The sequence below is a fragment of the Streptomyces griseomycini genome, from assembly GCF_014203535.1.
GTDB lineage: Bacteria > Actinomycetota > Actinomycetes > Streptomycetales > Streptomycetaceae > Streptomyces > Streptomyces griseomycini.
In genome coordinates, this window is the sequence record NZ_JACHJI010000002.1 from 61,113 (window position 1) to 79,393 (window position 18,281).

The window sequence follows — 18,281 nt, forward strand, 5'->3', positions numbered from 1 at the left end:
CGGGGCCCGCCCTACCGGGGCCCGGCCGAGGTCCGCGCGGCCCGGTACAGGCCCAGCAGGATCTCCGCGCCGCCGACGCAGGTCATCACCACGCCCGCCCTGGCCGGGTCGATCACCGGCAGGTCCACTCCCCGGCGAACAGCCACAGTCCCGGACCCGTCACCAGTGCGGCGGTCCCCGCGAGGAGGTTCCCGGACGCCCGGGTCATCGGCCGACACGCTCCTTTCCGGCGTTCGGCTCGGTCTCCGGCGCGCCCGCCGGGGCCTTCTTCGGCCAGATCCAGTACGCCAGAGTGATCAGGCCGTGGATGCCCGCCGCTCGCCAGGCCGTGTGGCGCCAGCTCTCCAGGGACGTGACGCGACCCGGGTCGTCGACGTACCAGATGGCCAGCTGGAGCAGGGCCGTCGCCACGGCGGCGCCCAGCAGCGTGCCCAGCCAGACCTTGGCCTCGTGGCGGGCCCTGGCGTAGCCGTACCGCGGGGGCCGTGGCAGCGGGCGGCCGTCGAAGCGGTGGGCGGCGTGGCCGTCGAGCCACTTCACCGTGCGGTGGCCGTGGCCCACGGTGTAGCCGATGTAGAGCGCGGCCAGGCCGTGCGTCCAGTTCGGCTCGGCACCGTTCTTCAGGTCCAGCGCGGTGGCGACCAGCAGGACGACCTCCAGCAGCGGCTCGCACAGCAGCAGCGCCAGGCCGGCGCGCGGCATCCTCAGCAGGTAGCGGCAGGCCAGTCCGGCGGCCAGCAGCACCCAGAAGCCGATCTCACAGGCGGCGATCAAGGCGACGATCACGGTTCGCTCCTCTCGGTCACCCTTTCAGGCTCCCGTGCGGACCGGCCCGTTTCGTCGTCGCCGCCGGTGAACCCGCAGTACATCGAAAGATGCAGTCCAGGACCGTTCCCGGGGATCAGGCGCCGGGTGCGCGCACCGTGTTGGATGGTGCCATGGCCGTACGACTGTCCCGCCCCCACCGCTTCGACGTGTGGGCCGCGCTCGCCGGACTCGGCGGCGGGCTGCTGCTGTGGGGCATCGGGCTGGGCACCCGGCCGGCCGACGAGCCGATCGTGCTCTTCGACGGCCGCTGGCCGCTCCTCGTCCCGCTCGCCGTGATCGCCGGCTGCGAACTGCTGCGCCGCTCCGCACCGCGCACCGCGCTGCTCCTCGGGACCCTGGCGCTGATCGCGGACACCGTCACCCGGGGCAGCATCGCCACGGTCGTGATGTACACCGACCTGATGTACGCCGCCGTCCTGTACGGCACGCCCGCCTCCGCCCGCCGCATCCCGTGGGTCACCGGCCTGCTCACCATCGCCGCGACGCTGGTGCCGTACGCCGTGTGGCGGGTGCCCGAGGCGCTGCTGATCGGTGTCGCCGTCGGCATCGTCTCGTTCGCGCCCGCGTCGACCGGCCTCATCGTGCGCAACCACCGCGACGCCGCCGAGGCCGCCCGGCTGCGGGCCGAACAGACCGCGCTGCTCGCGGAGATGGACCGCACCCAGGCGGTGACCGCCGAACGCGCCCGGATGGCACGGGAGTTGCACGACATGGTCGCCAACCACCTCTCGGCGATCGCCATCCACTCCACGGCCGCGCTCTCCCTCGACGACCCCGGGACCTCCAAGGAGGCGCTCACCGTGATCCGGGAGAACAGCGTCCAGGGGCTGTCCGAGATGCGCCGTCTGATCGGCATCCTGCGGGACGGCGCCGACGACCGGGAGCCGGCGGCGACCCCGACCCTCGAGGGCCTCGGCGCCCTGGTCGAGGGGGCCCGCGCCAACGGCCTGGACGTCGCCCTCGACGCCGCGTACGACTCCGTCCCGGCGCCGGTCGAGCTCGCCGCGTACAGGATCGTGCAGGAGTCCTTGACGAACGCGCTGAAGCACGCCGCGCGGGGGAAGGTCACGGTGTGGCTGCGCGGCCGGGGCGGCACCCTCGAGCTCCGCGTGAGCAGCCCCTACGGCGACCGGGACGCCCCGCGCGCCCCGGGCTCCGGGGCCGGCCTGGTCGGGATGCGGGAGCGGGTCGCCCTGCTGCACGGCACCTTCGGCGCGGGCCCCGAGAACGCCCCGGACCCCGCGGACGGCAAGCTCTGGGTCGTCCGCGCCTCCCTCCCCGTCTCCGACACCACCCGAGGAGAGACCCGATGATCCGCGTCCTGGTCGCCGAGGACCAGTCCGCCGTCCGCGCCGGACTGGTCCTGATCCTGCGCAGCGCGCCCGACATCGAGGTGGTCGGTGAGGCGGCGGACGGCGAGCAGGCGGTGGCGCTCGCCCGTGAACTGCGCCCCGACCTGGTGCTGATGGACGTGCAGATGCCGCGTCTGGACGGGGTGTCGGCGACCCGTCAGGTGGTCGCCGAACGGCTGGCCGACGTGCTCGTGCTGACCACCTTCGACCTCGACGAGTACGTCTTCGGGGCGCTCAGGGCGGGGGCCTCCGGGTTCCTGCTGAAGAACACGGAGGCGAAGGACCTGATCGCCGCCGTGCGCACGGTGGCGGGCGGCGAGGGGATCGTCGCCCCGGCCGTCACCCGGCGGCTGATCGCCGAGTTCGCCGCGCGGCCCGCCCGCCCGGCGACGGCCGATCCGGCGGTGCTGGACTCCCTCACCCGGCGCGAGCGCGAGGTGCTGTCCTGCCTCGGCGACGGTCTGTCCAACGCCGACATCGCGGACCGCCTCGACATGGCGGAGGCCACGGTGAAGACGCACGTCAGCCGCCTGCTGGGCAAGCTGGAGCTGCGCAGCCGGGTGCAAGCCGCGGTGCTGGCTCAGGAGTTGGGGATCTAGCGGGAACAGCGGGACAGTGGTCCAGACCTATTGACCCGTGGTCCAGACCTTTCTATTCTCGCGGCACTGCGGGCGTGATGGCTCAGTCATGCCCGCGACAACATCCCCGTTGCGCCCCGTGGCGCAAACACAAGAGGAGGCGCACCGTGCGCTTCAGACACAAAGCCGCGGCAGGGCTGGCAACCCTGCTGCTCCCCCTCTCCGGCCTCGTCGCCCTCGCGAGTCCCGCCCAGGCGGCGACCACGGCGACCGCCACCTACACCAAGACCCAGGACTGGGGCTCCGGCTTCGAGGGCAAGTGGACGGTGAAGAACACCGGCACCACGACCATCAACTCCTGGACCATCGAGTGGGACTTCCCCTCCGGCACCAAGGTCACCTCCGCCTGGGACGCCACGGTCACCAACTCCGGTGACCACTGGACCGCCAAGAACCTCGGCTGGAACGGCACCCTCGCCCCCGGGGCGTCGGTCTCCTTCGGCTTCAACGGCAGCGGCTCCGGCGACCCGTCCGGCTGCAAGCTCAACGGCGGCAACTGCGACGGCGGTCCGGAGGTGCCCGGTGACGCGGCCCCCTCCGCCCCCGGCACCCCCACCGCCTCGGACGTCACCGACACCTCGGTGAAGCTGACCTGGAAGGCGGCCACCGACGACAAGGGCGTCAAGAACTACGACGTCCTGCGCGACGGCGCCAAGGTCGCGACGGTGACGGGCACGTCGTACACCGACACCGGCCTCACCAAGGGCACCGACTACTCCTACACCGTCCAGGCCCGTGACACCGCCGACCAGACCGGTCCGGTGAGCGGCGCGGTCAAGGTCACCACCACCGGCGGCGGCGACGGCGGCAACCCGGGCGGCGGCGAGAAGGTCAACCTCGGCTACTTCGCCAACTGGGGCGTCTACGGGCGCAACTACCACGTGAAGAACCTGGTCACCTCCGGCTCCGCCGAGAAGATCACGCACATCAACTACGCCTTCGGCAACGTCCAGGGCGGCAAGTGCACCATCGGCGACGCCTACGCCGACTACGACAAGGCGTACACCGCCGAGCAGTCCGTCGACGGCGTCGCCGACACCTGGGACCAGCCGCTGCGCGGCAACTTCAACCAGCTGCGCAAGCTGAAGGCGAAGTACCCGCACATCAAGGTCATCTGGTCGTTCGGCGGCTGGACCTGGTCCGGCGGCTTCCCGGACGCGGTGAAGAACCCGGCGGCCTTCGCCAAGTCCTGCCACGACCTGGTCGAGGACCCGCGCTGGGCCGACGTCTTCGACGGCATCGACCTGGACTGGGAGTACCCGAACGCCTGCGGTCTGAGCTGTGACACCACCAGCGCCAAGAACGCCTTCAGCTCCATGATGAAGGCCATGCGCGCCGAGTTCGGCGACGACCTGGTCACCGCGGCCACCACCGCCGACGCCACCGACGGCGGCAAGATCGACGCCGCCGACTACGGCGAGGCCGCGAAGTACATCGACTGGTACAACGTGATGACGTACGACTTCTTCGGCGCCTGGGCGAAGAACGGCCCCACCGCTCCGCACTCGCCGCTGACCTCGTACGACGGCATCCCGCAGCAGGGCTTCACCTCCGCCGAGGCGATCGCGAAGTTCAAGGCGAAGGGCGTGCCGGCGAGCAAGCTGCTGCTCGGCATCGGCTTCTACGGCCGCGGCTGGACCGGCGTCACGCAGTCGGCGCCCGGCGGCACCGCCACCGGCCCGGCGACCGGCACCTACGAGCAGGGCATCGAGGACTACAAGGTCCTGAAGAACTCCTGCCCGGCCACCGGCACCATCGCGGGCACGGCGTACGCCCACTGCGGCACCAACTGGTGGTCCTACGACACCCCGGCCACCGTCAAGAGCAAGATGGCCTGGGCCAAGAGCCAGGGCCTGGGCGGCGCCTTCTTCTGGGAGTTCAGCGGTGACACCGCCGACGGCGAGCTGGTGAGCGCCATCGACAGCGGCCTGAAGTAGACGCTTCCGGCCATCCGCCGCGTTCACCCTCCCCCGGGCCTCGTCCTGGGGGAGGGTGAACGCGGCTGCGCGACGTTCACCCTCCCCCAGCAGCTCCGCTGCCGGGGGCGCCCCCACCCAGCGGGTCCCTGAACGTCGCTCTACGCGACGTTCACCCGCTGTCCGGGCGGGGCTGCCTCCAGCCACGCGAGGAAACCGGTCAGCGCGTCTTCGCTCATGGCGAGCTCCAGACGCGTGCCCCGGTGCAGACAGGCGAGGATCACCGCGTCGGACAGCAGGGCCAGCTCCTCCTCGCCCTCCGGGACGCGGCGGCCGACCACCTCGATCGCGGAGCGCTCCAGGAGGCGGCGCGGGCGGGGGGCGTAGGAGAAGACGCGGAACCACTCGACCCGGTCACCGTTGTAGCGGGCCACCCCGTAGGCCCAGCCCTTGCCGCCGGAGTCGGCCGCCTCGGGGACGTCCCAGCGCAGGCTGCAGTCGAAGGTTCCGCCGGAGCGCTGGATCAGACGCCGGCGCAGACCGAAGACGAAGAGCCCCACCACCACGAGCGCCACGACGATTCCGCACACAGTCAGAGCGAGGACCATCGACACCGACCTCCTCGTCTCCTAGGTAACGGAACGGAAAAATCATCCAGATCTGCCTCAGCCGCGACCGGCTCCGGATCGCTCCGGTGCCGGCCGCGGCTGAGTGACGTCATCTCACCGCGCTGGTGTCAGCGTCCCGCCGTCGCCGCCCGCAGACGGACATCCGCGCGGCGCTCGGCCTCGGTGTCGTCCTCGGCCTTCGCGCGGGCCAGCTCCTGCTCCGCGCGCTGGACGTCGATCTCGTCCGCCAGCTCGGCGATCTCCGCCAGCAGCGACAGCTTGTTGTCCGCGAACGAGATGAAACCGCCGTGCACCGCGGCGACGACCGTGGAACCTTCACTCGTACGGATGGTCACCGGGCCCGACTCCAGCACACCGAGCAGCGGCTGGTGACCGGGCATGACGCCGATGTCGCCGGACGTGGTGCGCGCGACGACCAGGGTGGCCTCGCCGGACCAGACCTCTCGGTCGGCCGCGACCAGCGCGACGTGCAGCTCAGCAGCCAAGGTGGCTCCTCGGGTCACCACCCGGCGGGTCTGCCGGGTGTTGGTTACAAGTCTAAGGGGCGTGGCCGAGGGGGCGGGACGCACCCGCCCCCTCGGTGAGCATCAGGCTCAGGAGACGCCCAGCTCCTTGGCGTTGTTCTTCAGGTCCTCGATGCCACCGCACATGAAGAACGCCTGCTCCGGGAAGTGGTCGTACTCACCGTCGCAGATCGCGTTGAACGCGGCGATCGACTCGTCCAGCGGCACGTCCGAACCGTCCACGCCGGTGAACTGCTTGGCGACGTGGGTGTTCTGGGACAGGAAGCGCTCCACGCGACGGGCACGGTGGACGACGAGCTTGTCCTCCTCGCCGAGCTCGTCGATACCGAGGATCGCGATGATGTCCTGCAGGTCCTTGTACTTCTGCAGGATGTTCTTCACGCGCATCGCGGCCTGGTAGTGGTCCGCCGCGATGTACCGCGGGTCGAGGATGCGGGACGTCGAGTCCAGCGGGTCCACGGCCGGGTAGATGCCCTTCTCGGAGATCGGACGGGAGAGAACCGTCGTCGCGTCGAGGTGGGCGAAGGTGGTGGCCGGGGCCGGGTCGGTCAGGTCGTCCGCGGGGACGTAGATCGCCTGCATCGAGGTGATCGAGTGACCGCGGGTCGAGGTGATGCGCTCCTGGAGGAGACCCATCTCGTCGGCCAGGTTCGGCTGGTAGCCCACCGCGGAGGGCATGCGGCCGAGCAGGGTCGACACCTCGGAACCGGCCTGGGTGAAGCGGAAGATGTTGTCAATGAAGAACAGCACGTCCTGCTTCTGGACGTCACGGAAGTACTCGGCCATGGTCAGGCCGGCCAGCGCGACGCGCAGACGGGTGCCCGGGGGCTCGTCCATCTGGCCGAAGACCAGCGCGGTCTTGTCGATGACGCCCGAGTCGCTCATCTCGTCGATGAGGTCGTTGCCCTCACGGGTGCGCTCACCGACACCGGCGAACACCGACACACCGTCGTGGTTGTTGGCCACGCGGTAGATCATCTCCTGGATGAGCACCGTCTTGCCGACGCCGGCGCCGCCGAACAGACCGATCTTGCCGCCCTTGACGTACGGGGTCAGCAGGTCGATGACCTTGATGCCGGTCTCGAACATCTCGGTCTTCGACTCGAGCTCGTCGAAGTTCGGCGCCTTGCGGTGGATCGGCCAGCGCTCGCCCTCGTAGGACTCGTCGACGTTCAGCACCTCACCGAGGGTGTTGAACACCTTGCCCTTGGTGAAGTCGCCGACCGGCACCGAGATGGCGGCGCCCGTGTCGGTCACCGGGGCCTGGCGGACCAGGCCGTCGGTGGGCTGCATGGAGATGGCGCGGACCAGGCCGTCGCCGAGGTGCTGCGCGACCTCGAGGGTCAGCGTCTTCAGCTCGCCCGCCTGCGCCGGGTCGGCGACCTGGACGTGCAGCGCGTTGTAGATGTCCGGCATCGCGTCGACGGGGAACTCCACGTCGACGACCGGGCCGATGACCCGCGCGACGCGGCCCGTCGCCGTGGCCGTCTCAACAGTGGTGGTCATTAGTTGTCACTCCCCGCGGTCGCGTCGGCCAGGGCGCTCGCGCCACCGACGATCTCGCTGATTTCCTGGGTGATTTCGGCCTGGCGGGCCGCGTTGGCAAGACGGGAGAGCGTGTTGATCAGCTCGCCCGCGTTGTCGGTGGCCGACTTCATCGCGCGCCGCGTGGCGGCGTGCTTCGAAGCGGCCGACTGGAGCAGCGCGTTGTAGATGCGGCTTTCCACGTAGCGCGGCAGCAGGGCGTCGAGGACGTCCTCCGCCGAGGGCTCGAAGTCGTACAGCGGCAGGATCTCGCCCTTGGCGGTGCCCTCCTCCGCGACCTCTTCGATGCGCAGCGGAAGCAGTCGGGAGTCGACCGCCGTCTGCGTCATCATCGAGACGAACTCGGTGTAGACGATGTGGAGTTCATCCACGCCGCCGTCCGCCGTCTCCGACCCGATGGCCTCGATCAGCGGAGCCGCGACCTTCTTGGCGTCCGCGTACGAGGGCTCGTCGGTGAAGCCCGTGAACGACTCCGCGACCTTGCGCTCGCGGAAGTTGTAGTGGGCGACACCGCGCCGGCCGACGATGTACGTGTCGACCTGCTTGCCCTCGCGCTCCAGGCGCTCGGTCAGCTGCTCCGCCGCCTTGATGGCGTTGGAGTTGAAGGCGCCGGCCAGACCGCGGTCGCTCGTGAGGAGCAGGACCGCGGCGCGGGTCGGGTTCTCCGCCTCCGTGGTCAGCGGGTGCTTGGTGTTCGAACCGGTGCCGACCGCCGTGACCGCACGGGTCAGTTCCCGCGCGTACGGCGTGGAGGCCGCCACCTTGCGCTGCGCCTTGACGACGCGCGAGGCGGCGATCATCTCCATCGCCTTGGTGATCTTCTTGGTCGCGGTGACGGATCGGATGCGACGCTTGTAGACCCGGAGCTGGGCTCCCATGAGTCAGGTCCCTTCCTTACGTCACTTGGAGGTGCTGGTCGCCTTCGGAGCGGCCGAAGCGTCCTCGCCGAGCAGCTTGCCGTCCGAGGTCTCGAACTGCTTCTTGAACTCCGCCACGGCGTCGGCGATGGCCTGGATCGTGTCGTCCGACATCTTGGCGCCCTCGCGGATGGAGGTCATGAGGCCCTGCTCCTTGCGGTGCAGGTACTCCAGCAGCTCCTTCTCGAAGCGGCGGATGTCACCGACCGGAACCTCGTCCATACGGCCCGTGGTGCCGGCCCAGATGGAGACGACCTGGTCCTCGGTGGCCATCGGCTCGTACTGGTTCTGCTTCAGCAGCTCGACCATGCGCTGACCGCGCTCCAGCTGCGCCTTCGACGCGGCGTCCAGGTCGGAACCGAAGGCGGCGAACGCCTCCAGCTCGCGGAACTGGGCGAGGTCGACGCGGAGACGACCGGAGACCTGGCGCATCGCCTTGTGCTGCGCGGAACCACCGACTCGGGAGACGGAGATACCGACGTTCAGCGCGGGGCGCTGACCGGCGTTGAACAGGTCCGACTCCAGGAAGCACTGGCCGTCGGTGATGGAGATGACGTTGGTCGGGATGAACGCCGAGACGTCGTTGGCCTTGGTCTCGACGATCGGCAGACCGGTCATCGAACCGGCACCCATGTCGTCGGAGAGCTTGGCGCAGCGCTCCAGCAGGCGGGAGTGCAGGTAGAAGACGTCACCCGGGTAGGCCTCGCGGCCCGGCGGGCGGCGCAGCAGCAGGGACACGGCGCGGTAGGCGTCGGCCTGCTTCGACAGGTCGTCGAAGATGATCAGGACGTGCTTGCCCTGGTACATCCAGTGCTGGCCGATGGCGGAACCGGTGTAGGGCGCCAGGTACTTGAAGCCGGCCGGGTCGGACGCCGGGGCGGCGACGATGGTCGTGTACTCCAGCGCGCCGTTCTCCTCCAGCGCGCGGCGGACCGACGCGATGGTGGAGCCCTTCTGGCCGATGGCGACGTAGATGCAGCGGACCTGCTTCTTCGGGTCGCCGGAGCGCCAGTTGTCGCGCTGGTTGATGATCGTGTCGACGGCCAGCGCGGTCTTGCCGGTCTGGCGGTCGCCGATGATCAGCTGACGCTGACCACGGCCGATCGGGGTCATGGCGTCGACGGCCTTGTAGCCCGTCTCCATCGGCTCGTGCACCGACTTGCGCTGCATGACCGTGGGGGCCTGCAGTTCGAGGGCGCGGCGGCCCTCGGTCTCGATCTCGCCGAGGCCGTCGATCGGGTTGCCGAGCGGGTCGACCACGCGGCCGAGGTAGCCCTCGCCCACGGCGACGGACAGAACCTCGCCGGTGCGGGAGACCGGCTGGCCCTCCTCGATGCCGCTGAACTCACCGAGGACGATGGCACCGATCTCGCGCTCCTCGAGGTTGAGGGCGAGGCCGAGGGTGCCGTCCTCGAACTTCAGCAGCTCGTTGGCCATGGCCGAGGGGAGACCCTCGACCTTCGCGATGCCGTCGCCGGCAAGGGTGACCGTACCGACCTCCTCGCGCGAGGCCGCGTCCGGCTTGTACGACTGGACGAAGTTCTCCAGCGCGTCCCGGATCTCCTCCGGCCGGATCGTGAGCTCCGCCATCTGAGTTCCCTGCTCTCCTTGTTGGGCCCGAAGTTTCACTTGGGGGGTATGGGGACTCCCCCCAATATGAGGTGAATCCTCTGCACGGCCCAACCAGGGCCGTAAGTACGTACTGCCTATTAAGAAATTGCTGCTCAGCTCGCCAGTCGGCGGCTCGCGTCCTCCAGCCGGTCCGCGAGGGAGCCGTTGATGACCTCGTCGCCGACCTGCACCCGGATCCCGCCGAGGACCGCGGGGTCCACGTCGAGGTTGAGGTGCATCTGGCGGCCGTAGAGCTTCGCGAGGGCGGCGCCCAGGCGCTGCTTCTGCGTGTCGCTCAGCGGCACCGCGGAGGTGACGACGGCCACCATGCGGTCACGACGGTCGGCGGCGAGCTTGGACAGGGACTCCAGTCCCGCTTCCAGGCTACGTCCTCGCGGCGCGGTCACCAGACGCGTCACCAGACGCTCGGTGGCCGCGTTCGCCCTGCCGCCGAGCAGGCCGCGCAGCAGCTCGCCCTTGGCGGAGGCGGTGGCGCTCCGGTTGGTCAGCGCGGCGCGCAGCTCGGTGTTCGAGGAGACGATCCGGCCGAACCGGAACAGCTCGTCCTCGACGTCGTCGAGCGCGCCCGCCTTCTGGGCGGCGGTGAGGTCGGCCAGGTTGGCCAGCTCCTCGAGCGCGTCCACCAGGTCGCGGGACTGCGACCAGCGGGAGCGCACCATGCCGGACACCAGGTCCGCGGCCGGGCCGCTGACCTGCGAGCCGAGCAGGCGCTGGGCCAGCTGGGCCTTGGCCTCACCGGCCTGCGCCGGGTCGGTGAGGACCCGACGCAGCGACACCTCGCGGTCGAGCAGCGCGGTGACGGCGGCCAGCTCGTCGGCGAGCGGGGCCGCGGCCACGGACGTGGAGTCCGTCAGCGCGTCGAGACGCTCACGTGCGGCTGCCAGGGCCTCGCGGCTCGCTCCGTTCATCGCGCGGCCTCGGCCTTCTGGTCGAGCTCGTCCAGGAAGCGGTCGATCACGCGGCTCTGCCGGGCGTGGTCCTCGAGGGACTCGCCCACGAGCTTGCCGGCCAGGTCGGTGGCGAGCTTGCCGACGTCCTGACGCAGCGCGGACGAGGCGGCCTTGCGGTCGGCCTCGATCTGGGCGTGACCGGCGGCGATGATCTCCTCACGCTGCCGCTGGCCCTCGGCCCGCATCTCGGCGATGAGCGCGGCACCCTGCTCCTGCGCCTCCTGGCGCAGACGCGCGGCCTCGTGCCGGGCCTCGGCGAGCTGGGCCTTGTACTGCTCAAGGACGCTCTGGGCCTCGACCTTCATGGACTCGGCCTCTTCGATACCGCCTTCGATCGCCGTGCGGCGCTCCTCCAGAACCTTGTTGATGTTCGGGAGCAGCTTCTTCCAGAAGAAGAAGAACACGATGGCGAAGGCGATGGTGCCGACGAGCAGCTCGGGGCCCGGAGGCAGGAGCGGGTTCTGCTCCTCACCGGCCGCCAGCTGTACCAGGTTGGCGATCACATCAGTGCCTTTCGTCGAAACGTGTCGGTGAGTAAGGGGCTCTTACTGGCCGAACACGAACGGCATAACGATGCCGATGAGGGCGAGCGCCTCACAGAAGGCGAAGCCGAGGATCTGGTTGGCGCGGATCAGGCCGGCCGCCTCGGGCTGGCGGGCGAGGGCCTGGGTGCCCTGACCGAAGATGATGCCGATGCCGATGCCAGGGCCGATGGCGGCGAGGCCGTAACCGATGGAACCGACCGAGCCGGAGACAGCGGCGAGGGTCTCAGTGGCAGCCATGCTGGATCTTCCTTCTCTTTACATGGACCGGTGGGGGTTGGCCACCGGACGACTGGAGGTGCGGGATGGTGGGGCGGCTCAGTGGTGCTCGGCGAGAGCACCCTGAACGTAGGAGCAGGCCAGCAGTACGAAGACGTACGCCTGGACGGCCTGGACGAAGAGCTCGAAGAGGATCATGACGACGGTCATGACGAACGAGACGCCGGCGGCCGGGATCATCCAGCTGTTCAGCAGGTACCAGCTGGCGACGGTGAACATCACGAGCAGCAGGTGGCCGGCGAACATGTTCGCGAAGAGCCGGACCGCGTGGGTGAAGGGCCGCACGAGGACGTTCGAGAAGAACTCGATGACCACGACGAGCGGCAGCACCGGGCCGAGCGACTTGTCGTAGCCGGTGAGGTTCTTGAACCCGCCCGCGAAGCCGTGCTTCTTGAACGTGAGCCCGAGCCACACCACGTAGACGATCGCGGCGAGCACCGCCGGGAAGGCGATGATCGAGGACACCGGGAACTGGGCCAGCGGGATCACGGACCAGATGTTCATGATCCAGATGAAGAAGAACAGCGAGACCATGAGGGGGACGTACTTCTCGCCCTCCTTCTTGCCGAGGGTCTCGTAGACGATGCCGCGGCGGACGAAGTCGTAGCCGGCCTCACCGACCATCTGCAGCTTGCCCGGCACCACCTTGGCCTTGCCGAAGGCCGCCCAGAAGAAGCCGACGACGAGGACGGTGGTGATGAGCGCGAGCAGCATCACCTTGTTGAACTCGAACCCGCCGACGGTGGCGATCGGCTTGAAGAGGAACGAGTGCAGGCCCGGAGCCGGAAAACCACACCCGTTGTCGGACATGATCCGACAGCTCCAGTCAAAGGCGAGCTGGGTCTGGTCAGCACTCACCGCGGGCTCCTTCGGCGTGACGCATAGGTACGGCAACCTCGTTGTGTCGGCGCGGCGCACGGCCGCGGATCGGCACCGGACAGGTGTTACGGATGTGGGGGCGGCTGGGGGGCATCGAGCCTCGCGATCGCTCAGGCGTCAGCTCGGATGCCCGCGCCCGCGATGCCGCAGTTGGCACCGGACGATAGCAGGAGTTCCCACCGGTCTTTATCGCGCCCCTACCCGTCACGACGACGGCCCCGTCTTCTCGGGCTTGTCGCTCTTCGCGGAGTCCGGATCGACGTAGAAGAGCTTGGCCTTCATGTGCGCACGGGCCTGCGCGGCCATCCACACGACGGTCGCCACGACGAGCGAGACCGCGAACGTCTTCGGGTTGAAGAGCGACGTGCCCTTGAAGAGCGCGACGAACATCATGAGCAGCAGGAGCTGGGCGACGTAGAGCATCAGCCCCATGGCCTGGAACAGCTGTGGGAGCGACTTCGCCGTCCACTGCAGCACGTACAGGCCGATCCCCATGAACAGGAGGGCGAGTACGACCCCGACGGCCGCGCCGAGCGCACCCTTGCCGCCGGCCACCGCACCGCTGACGGCGACGGCGACCGCACCGGCAGCGGCTGTGGGCACAGCGCACTGCAGAAGGTTCCGGGCGTCATGGGACGGCATGGCGGCAACTCCGCTTTCACAGGGGGCAGGGGTGTCGTCATGGACGAGCGTAGACCCCCGGGCCGAGTGTGAAGACCTCACCAGAATGGACCGTCGCACTACGGTCCTTCAGCTCTCTCCGGGGTTCTCGTGAACGGTATCACAAACTATTTGATGCAGTCTTTACCTGATGGGTGTGCTGACTGTCACACATGAGAGTGAACCTGCGCGCTTGAGCGCGAACGACGCCGACTTGTCTGGTATTGGGGCGGTTCGTACACCCAACACCGTCCCATCGCACTCCCACGACTTGGTAATGCTCTAGTGAGATTCTTACCTTCGCCGTGCACGCCCCGCCGGGTCGCCGGACCGGCGGGAACGGTCAGCCCGCGCCGTCGGTCTCCCGCCGGTCGGCCAGGCGTGCGCGGGGGCCGACGGCGGTCGCGCCGTTGACGCCGGAGACCCCCGCGACGACGGGGGTGCGGCGACCGGCGGTCTCCCCCCGGCCGCCCGCGGACTCGTGGCCGTCCGCGGACTCGTGGCCGTCCGCGGACTCGTGCGCCTCCGCGGTCCCGGGGGCCGCCGGCGTCGACGCGTCCGGGGCGACCGCCGACGCGCCGCGGCGACGGCGACGGCGGTAGCGCGGCGGGACGAAGCCCTCCGCCCAGCGCGGGGTGCGCGGGGTGAAGCGCGGCAGCAGGAGCAGCACCAGGCCGATCGCGCTGAGGAAGACCACGCTCAACACGATCCACATCGACGCCGAGTTGACGGAGTAGGCCAGCGCGCCGAAGGCGATCAGCGCCGACCAGAAGTACATGATCAGCACGGCCCGGCTGTGCGAGTGGCCGATCTCCAGCAGCCGGTGGTGCAGGTGGCCCCGGTCCGCCGCGAACGGCGACTGACCGCGCCAGGTGCGCCGCACGATCGCCAGGATCAGGTCGGCGGCCGGCACCGCGATGATGGTGAGCGGCAGGATCAGCGGGATGTAGACCGGCACCGTCTGGTGCACGGCCTCCTTCTCCGAACCGGCGAACAGCTTCAGCGCGTCCGGGTCGACCTGCCCGGTCACGGAGATCGCACCGGCGGCGAGCACCAGGCCGATGAGCATCGAACCGGAGTCGCCCATGAAGATCCGCGCCGGGTGCATGTTGTGCGGCAGGAAGCCCAGGCACATGCCCATGAGGATGGCCGCGAAGAGCGTGGCGGGGGCCGCCGCCTCGATGTTGTAGCCGAACCAGATGCGGTAGGCGTACAGGAAGAACGCGCACGCGGCGATGCACACCATGCCCGCCGCGAGACCGTCCAGCCCGTCGACGAAGTTCACGGCGTTGATGGTGATGACCACCAGGGCGACGGTGAAGAGCGTGCCCTGCCACTGGGTGAGCGCCACCGTGCCGACACCCGGCAGCGGGATCCACAGGATCGTCAGACCCTGCATGACCATCACGCCGGCGGCGATCATCTGGCCGCCCAGCTTGATCAGGGCGTCGATCTCGAACTTGTCGTCCAGGACGCCGATCAGCCAGATCAGCGCCGCTCCGGAGAGCAGTGCCCGCGGCTCGTTGGACTTCTCGAAGAGCTGGCCGAGGTTGGTGAGGTGGTCGGCGACCAGCAGGCCCGCGCACAGACCGAAGAACATCGCGATCCCGCCGAGCCGCGGAGTGGGTTCCCGGTGCACGTCACGCGCCCGGATCTCCGGCATCGCCCCGGCCACGATCGCGAACTTGCGTACCGGACCGGTCAGCAGGTACGTCACCGCGGCCGTGACGCAGAGCGTCAGCAGGTATTCACGCACGGGCTTCCCCACAGGTCTCGCTGGCCATCACAGCCCCACACCCTAGCGAGGCACGCATACGGGTGAGGACTTCCGGGTAGCGACGATGGTTGCACGCGCGGCTGTGCACACGGCTGCGCCTACCCACACCGACGGCGTTCAGCGCGGGTACGGCGGGAAGGCCGCGGTCAGTTCCCGTACGTCCTCCCGGGCCCGCGCGGCCTCGGTCCCGCCTCTGAGGACGCTCGCCAGCAGTCCGGCGACGATCGGCATCTCCCGCTCCCCCATGCCCTGCGTGGTCACCGCCGCCGTGCCCAGGCGCAGGCCGCGGGCGTCGGCGTGCGGCAGGGCGCAGCAGTCCAGGACCAGACCGGCCGCCGCGAGCCGGCCGCGCGCGGCACGTCCGTCGACACCGAGGGGGGCCGGGTCGGCGGTGATCAGGTGGGTGTCCGTGCCGCCGGTGGTGACGACCAGCCCCTCGGCGGTCAGTGCGGCGGCCAGCGCCCGCGCGTTGGCGACCACCCGGTGCGCGTACGCGGCGAACGCCGGCGTCGCCGCCTCCCCGAACGCGACCGCCTTGGCGGCGATGGTGTGCATCTGGGCGCCGCCCTGGGTGAAGGGGAAGACGGCCCGGTCCACCCGCTCGGCCAGTTCCGCGCCGCACAGGAGCATTCCGCCGCGCGGGCCGCGCAGCACCTTGTGCGTGGTGGCACAGACGATGTCGGCGTACGGCACCGGGCTGGGCGCCGCTCCGCCGGCGACGAGCCCGATGGGGTGCGCGGCGTCGGCGATCAGGTACGCGCCCACCTCGTCGGCGACCTCGCGGAAGAAGGCGTGGTCGATGTGGCGGGGGTAGGCGATGGAGCCGCACACGATCGCCTTGGGGCGGTGCGCACGGGCGAGGGTGCGGACCTGCTCGTGGTCGATCAGACCGCTCTCGGCGTCCACGCCGTAGCCGACGAAGTCGAACCAGCGGCCGGAGAAGTTCGCGGGCGACCCGTGGGTGAGGTGACCGCCGTGGGGCAGGCCGAGGGCGAGGACGGTGTCGCCGGGGCGCAGCAGTGCGGCGTAGGCGGCCAGGACGGCCGAGGAGCCGGAGTGCGCCTGGACGTTGGCGTGCTCGGCGCCGAACAGGCCCTTGGCGCGGTCCACGGCGAGGCGCTCGGCGACGTCGACGATCTCGCAGCCGCCGTGGTGCCGGGCGCCCGGGTACCCCTCCGCGTACTTGTTGGCCAGCGGCGAGCCGAGGGCGGCCAGCACGGCGGGCGAGGTGAAGTTCTCCGCGGCGATCAGCTGGAGCGTGGTCGCCTGCCGCTCACGCTCACCGAGCAGGACGTCGGCGAGCTCGGGGTCCTGGCGGCGCAGGACATCGACCTCGAGGGCATGGGTGACCGTCATGGGTGGCTCCCGGACGTCGACGCTGACGTACGACCAATGTAGGCCCGGTGCCCGGGGAGCGCGCGGTCGTTGCGCCCTCCGGGCCGTCCGCGTCCGGGCGCCCCCGTCGTCGGTGGTGCGGCGACGGGTGGGGCGTGGGTCGCCGGCACCCGCCCGGGGCCGGCCCGTGGGAGAGGGCGCCGGCAGGTGAGCCGCGTCGGGCGCCCCCCTCCGGGGTCCCGCCGCATCGCACGGCCCACGCGTCCCGCGCGCACCGGCCGGGCGCCCGCCCTCGGACAACGAGACCCGAGCACCGCCGCCACCGGCCCGCACGGGGCCGGGACCGGTCCGCACGCGCGGAGGGGGCCGGCCGCCCGGGAGCCGCCGACGGGCAGCACCCGCGCGGGGCCGGGGCGTCGGGCGGCGGGCCCCGTCCGGAAGGCCGCGAGCGGATCCGGCGGACCGGGACGGAGACCGACCGCTCCCCGCGCCGGCACCGGTCCGGGGCGCCCGGGAGTGCGGGCCCGCGGGGGTCAGGCGCGCGTCGGTACGCCCGTCAGGGCCGTGACCACCGGGTCCAGGGCCTGGTGTATCTCGTCGCCGATGGAGCGGAAGAAGGTCAGCGGCGCCCCGTACGGGTCGTGGACCTCGTCCGCCTCGACCGTCGGGGCCAGGAGCCACCCGCGTAGAGCGGCGGCCGCGCGGACCAGGGCGCGGGCGCGCATGACCAGGCCGTCGTCCAGCGGGGGCAGGGTCGCCGGGTCGATGGCGTTCACCAGGCGGGTGAACTCCTTCAGCGTGAAGGTGCGCAGGCCCGCCGAGTGGCCCATGGAGATCACCTGGGCGCGGTGGTCCCGGGTGGCGGTCAGCACCAGGTCGGCGCGGATCACGTGCTCGTCCAGGAGCTCGCGGCCCGTGAAGCCGGAGGCGTCCGCGCCGAAGTCGGCCAGCACGGTCTCCGCGTGGGCCTCCATGGGAGCGCCCTCGTGGCCCCAGGTGCCCGCGCTCTCCACGATCAGCCCGCCGCCCAGGACGCCCAGCCGCTGGCTCACGAAATGCCGGGTCAGCCGCTCGGTGATGGGCGAGCGGCACACGTTCCCGGTGCTGACGTGGAGGATGCGGAAGGTGTCGCGCGGAAACCCGAAGGTGGTCGTCACTTCCGCGCTGGATTCCCCGTTGCCTATGCCACGCCCCGCTTCAGGGGCCGTCAATTCGCCACCTCGAGGTCGGGTACCACCTTGCGCAGCTCGTCCGGCGAGAGCGCGCCCTCGCGCAGCAGCACGGGCACGGGCCGCGTGACGTCGACGATCGAGGAGGGCACGTTGCCGGGCGTCGGGCCGCCGTCGAGGTACACGGAGACGGAGTCGCCGAGCATCTCCTGCGCGGCGTCGCAGTCCTCCGGCGCCGGGTGGCCGGTGAGGTTGGCGGAGGAGACGGCCATGGGGCCGACCTCGGTGAGCAGCTCGATGGCGACCGGGTGCAGCGGCATCCGCACGGCCACCGTGCCGCGGGTGTCGCCGAGGTCCCACTGGAGGGACGGCTGGTGCCTGGCGACGAGCGTCAGCGCGCCCGGCCAGAACGCGTCGACCAGTTCCCAGGCCAGCTCGGAGAAGTCCGTGACCAGGCCGTGCAGGGTGTTCGGGGAGCCGATGAGGACGGGTGTGGGCATGTTGCGGCCCCGGCCCTTGGCTTCCAGCAGGTCGCCGACGGCCTCCGGGGTGAAGGCGTCGGCACCGATGCCGTACACCGTGTCCGTCGGCAGCACCACGAGCTCGCCCCGGCGGACGGCGGACGCGGCCTCACGCAGACCGGTCGCGCGGTCGGTCGCGTCGTTGGTGTCGTATCGCCGAGCCATCTGGCGGGCCTCCTCGTACGTGC

General features: G+C 70.5%; 20 protein-coding genes. 3 read left to right on the top strand and 17 right to left on the bottom strand.

Annotated features, from left to right (window positions below; genetic code table 11):
• Positions 1-11: 11 nt before the first annotated feature.
• The 3 genes from FHS37_RS39105 to FHS37_RS04765 are packed head-to-tail and all read right to left on the bottom strand — an operon-like array spanning position 12 to position 786.
• Positions 12-116 (bottom strand): DUF5708 family protein, encoded by a 105-nt coding sequence (locus FHS37_RS39105; RefSeq protein ID WP_229889946.1) that lies wholly within the window; start codon positions 114-116, stop codon positions 12-14.
• Positions 113-208 (bottom strand): DUF5708 family protein, encoded by a 96-nt coding sequence (locus tag FHS37_RS39110; protein WP_229889947.1) that lies wholly within the window; start codon positions 206-208, stop codon positions 113-115. The genes FHS37_RS39105 and FHS37_RS39110 overlap by 4 nt, the downstream gene beginning before the upstream one ends.
• A complete protein-coding gene (locus tag FHS37_RS04765) occupies positions 205-786 on the bottom strand; it encodes a hypothetical protein (RefSeq protein WP_184817774.1) in 582 nt (193 codons plus the stop codon). The genes FHS37_RS39110 and FHS37_RS04765 overlap by 4 nt, the downstream gene beginning before the upstream one ends.
• A gap of 152 nt (positions 787-938) precedes the next feature.
• Here FHS37_RS04765 and FHS37_RS04770 point away from each other — a divergent pair, with 152 nt between their 5' ends.
• From FHS37_RS04770 to FHS37_RS04780, 3 genes are all read left to right on the top strand, one after another.
• On the top strand, positions 939-2,141 hold the full coding sequence (locus tag FHS37_RS04770; RefSeq protein WP_184817775.1) for a sensor histidine kinase: 1,203 nt from the start codon (positions 939-941) through the stop codon (positions 2,139-2,141).
• On the top strand, positions 2,138-2,779 hold the full coding sequence (locus FHS37_RS04775) for a response regulator (RefSeq protein WP_184817776.1): 642 nt from the start codon (positions 2,138-2,140) through the stop codon (positions 2,777-2,779). Before FHS37_RS04770 ends, FHS37_RS04775 begins: the two co-directional genes overlap by 4 nt.
• Positions 2,780-2,925: 146 nt before the next feature.
• Positions 2,926-4,755, top strand: coding sequence for a glycoside hydrolase family 18 chitinase (locus tag FHS37_RS04780; RefSeq protein WP_184817777.1), 1,830 nt, complete (start codon positions 2,926-2,928; stop codon positions 4,753-4,755).
• Positions 4,756-4,895: 140 nt separating this feature from the next.
• On the opposite strand, the gene FHS37_RS04785 is transcribed toward FHS37_RS04780, so the two are convergent.
• From FHS37_RS04785 to FHS37_RS04850, 14 genes are all read right to left on the bottom strand, one after another.
• Positions 4,896-5,342 carry a DUF2550 domain-containing protein gene (locus FHS37_RS04785; protein ID WP_184817778.1) on the bottom strand — a complete coding sequence of 149 codons (447 nt, stop codon included), beginning with the start codon at positions 5,340-5,342 and terminating at the stop codon, positions 4,896-4,898.
• Between the two features lie 128 nt (positions 5,343-5,470).
• A complete protein-coding gene (locus FHS37_RS04790; RefSeq protein WP_184817779.1) occupies positions 5,471-5,848 on the bottom strand; it encodes a F0F1 ATP synthase subunit epsilon in 378 nt (125 codons plus the stop codon).
• A 108-nt stretch (positions 5,849-5,956) separates the two neighbouring features.
• Positions 5,957-7,393 (bottom strand): F0F1 ATP synthase subunit beta, encoded by a 1,437-nt coding sequence (atpD, locus tag FHS37_RS04795; protein WP_184817780.1) that lies wholly within the window; start codon positions 7,391-7,393, stop codon positions 5,957-5,959.
• A complete protein-coding gene (locus FHS37_RS04800; protein ID WP_184817781.1) occupies positions 7,393-8,310 on the bottom strand; it encodes a F0F1 ATP synthase subunit gamma in 918 nt (305 codons plus the stop codon). Before FHS37_RS04800 ends, atpD begins: the two co-directional genes overlap by 1 nt.
• 21 nt (positions 8,311-8,331) lie before the next feature.
• Positions 8,332-9,939 (bottom strand): F0F1 ATP synthase subunit alpha, encoded by a 1,608-nt coding sequence (gene atpA / locus FHS37_RS04805; protein ID WP_184817782.1) that lies wholly within the window; start codon positions 9,937-9,939, stop codon positions 8,332-8,334.
• 134 nt (positions 9,940-10,073) lie between these two features.
• Positions 10,074-10,889, bottom strand: coding sequence for a F0F1 ATP synthase subunit delta (locus FHS37_RS04810; RefSeq protein ID WP_184817783.1), 816 nt, complete (start codon positions 10,887-10,889; stop codon positions 10,074-10,076).
• Positions 10,886-11,434, bottom strand: coding sequence for a F0F1 ATP synthase subunit B (locus tag FHS37_RS04815; protein WP_184817784.1), 549 nt, complete (start codon positions 11,432-11,434; stop codon positions 10,886-10,888). Before FHS37_RS04815 ends, FHS37_RS04810 begins: the two co-directional genes overlap by 4 nt.
• Positions 11,435-11,476: 42 nt before the next feature.
• The gene (gene atpE / locus FHS37_RS04820) at positions 11,477-11,713 is read right to left on the bottom strand and encodes an ATP synthase F0 subunit C (RefSeq protein ID WP_184817785.1); all 237 of its coding nucleotides are present in this window, start codon (positions 11,711-11,713) and stop codon (positions 11,477-11,479) included.
• A gap of 78 nt (positions 11,714-11,791) precedes the next feature.
• The gene (gene atpB, locus FHS37_RS04825; protein WP_486388693.1) at positions 11,792-12,610 is read right to left on the bottom strand and encodes a F0F1 ATP synthase subunit A; all 819 of its coding nucleotides are present in this window, start codon (positions 12,608-12,610) and stop codon (positions 11,792-11,794) included.
• 225 nt (positions 12,611-12,835) lie between these two features.
• Positions 12,836-13,273 (bottom strand): Cg1360 family ATP-synthase-associated protein, encoded by a 438-nt coding sequence (locus FHS37_RS04830; RefSeq protein ID WP_184817786.1) that lies wholly within the window; start codon positions 13,271-13,273, stop codon positions 12,836-12,838.
• Between the two features lie 361 nt (positions 13,274-13,634).
• Positions 13,635-15,047: an MraY family glycosyltransferase gene (locus tag FHS37_RS04835; RefSeq protein ID WP_184817787.1), complete on the bottom strand. Its 1,413-nt coding sequence runs from the start codon at positions 15,045-15,047 to the stop codon at positions 13,635-13,637.
• Between the two features lie 138 nt (positions 15,048-15,185).
• Positions 15,186-16,424 (bottom strand): serine hydroxymethyltransferase, encoded by a 1,239-nt coding sequence (glyA, locus tag FHS37_RS04840; RefSeq protein WP_184817788.1) that lies wholly within the window; start codon positions 16,422-16,424, stop codon positions 15,186-15,188.
• 512 nt (positions 16,425-16,936) lie between these two features.
• Positions 16,937-17,614: an arsenate reductase/protein-tyrosine-phosphatase family protein gene (locus FHS37_RS04845; RefSeq protein WP_184817789.1), complete on the bottom strand. Its 678-nt coding sequence runs from the start codon at positions 17,612-17,614 to the stop codon at positions 16,937-16,939.
• Positions 17,611-18,258, bottom strand: coding sequence for an L-threonylcarbamoyladenylate synthase (locus FHS37_RS04850; RefSeq protein ID WP_184817790.1), 648 nt, complete (start codon positions 18,256-18,258; stop codon positions 17,611-17,613). Before FHS37_RS04850 ends, FHS37_RS04845 begins: the two co-directional genes overlap by 4 nt.
• Between the last annotated feature and the right edge of the window lie 23 nt (positions 18,259-18,281).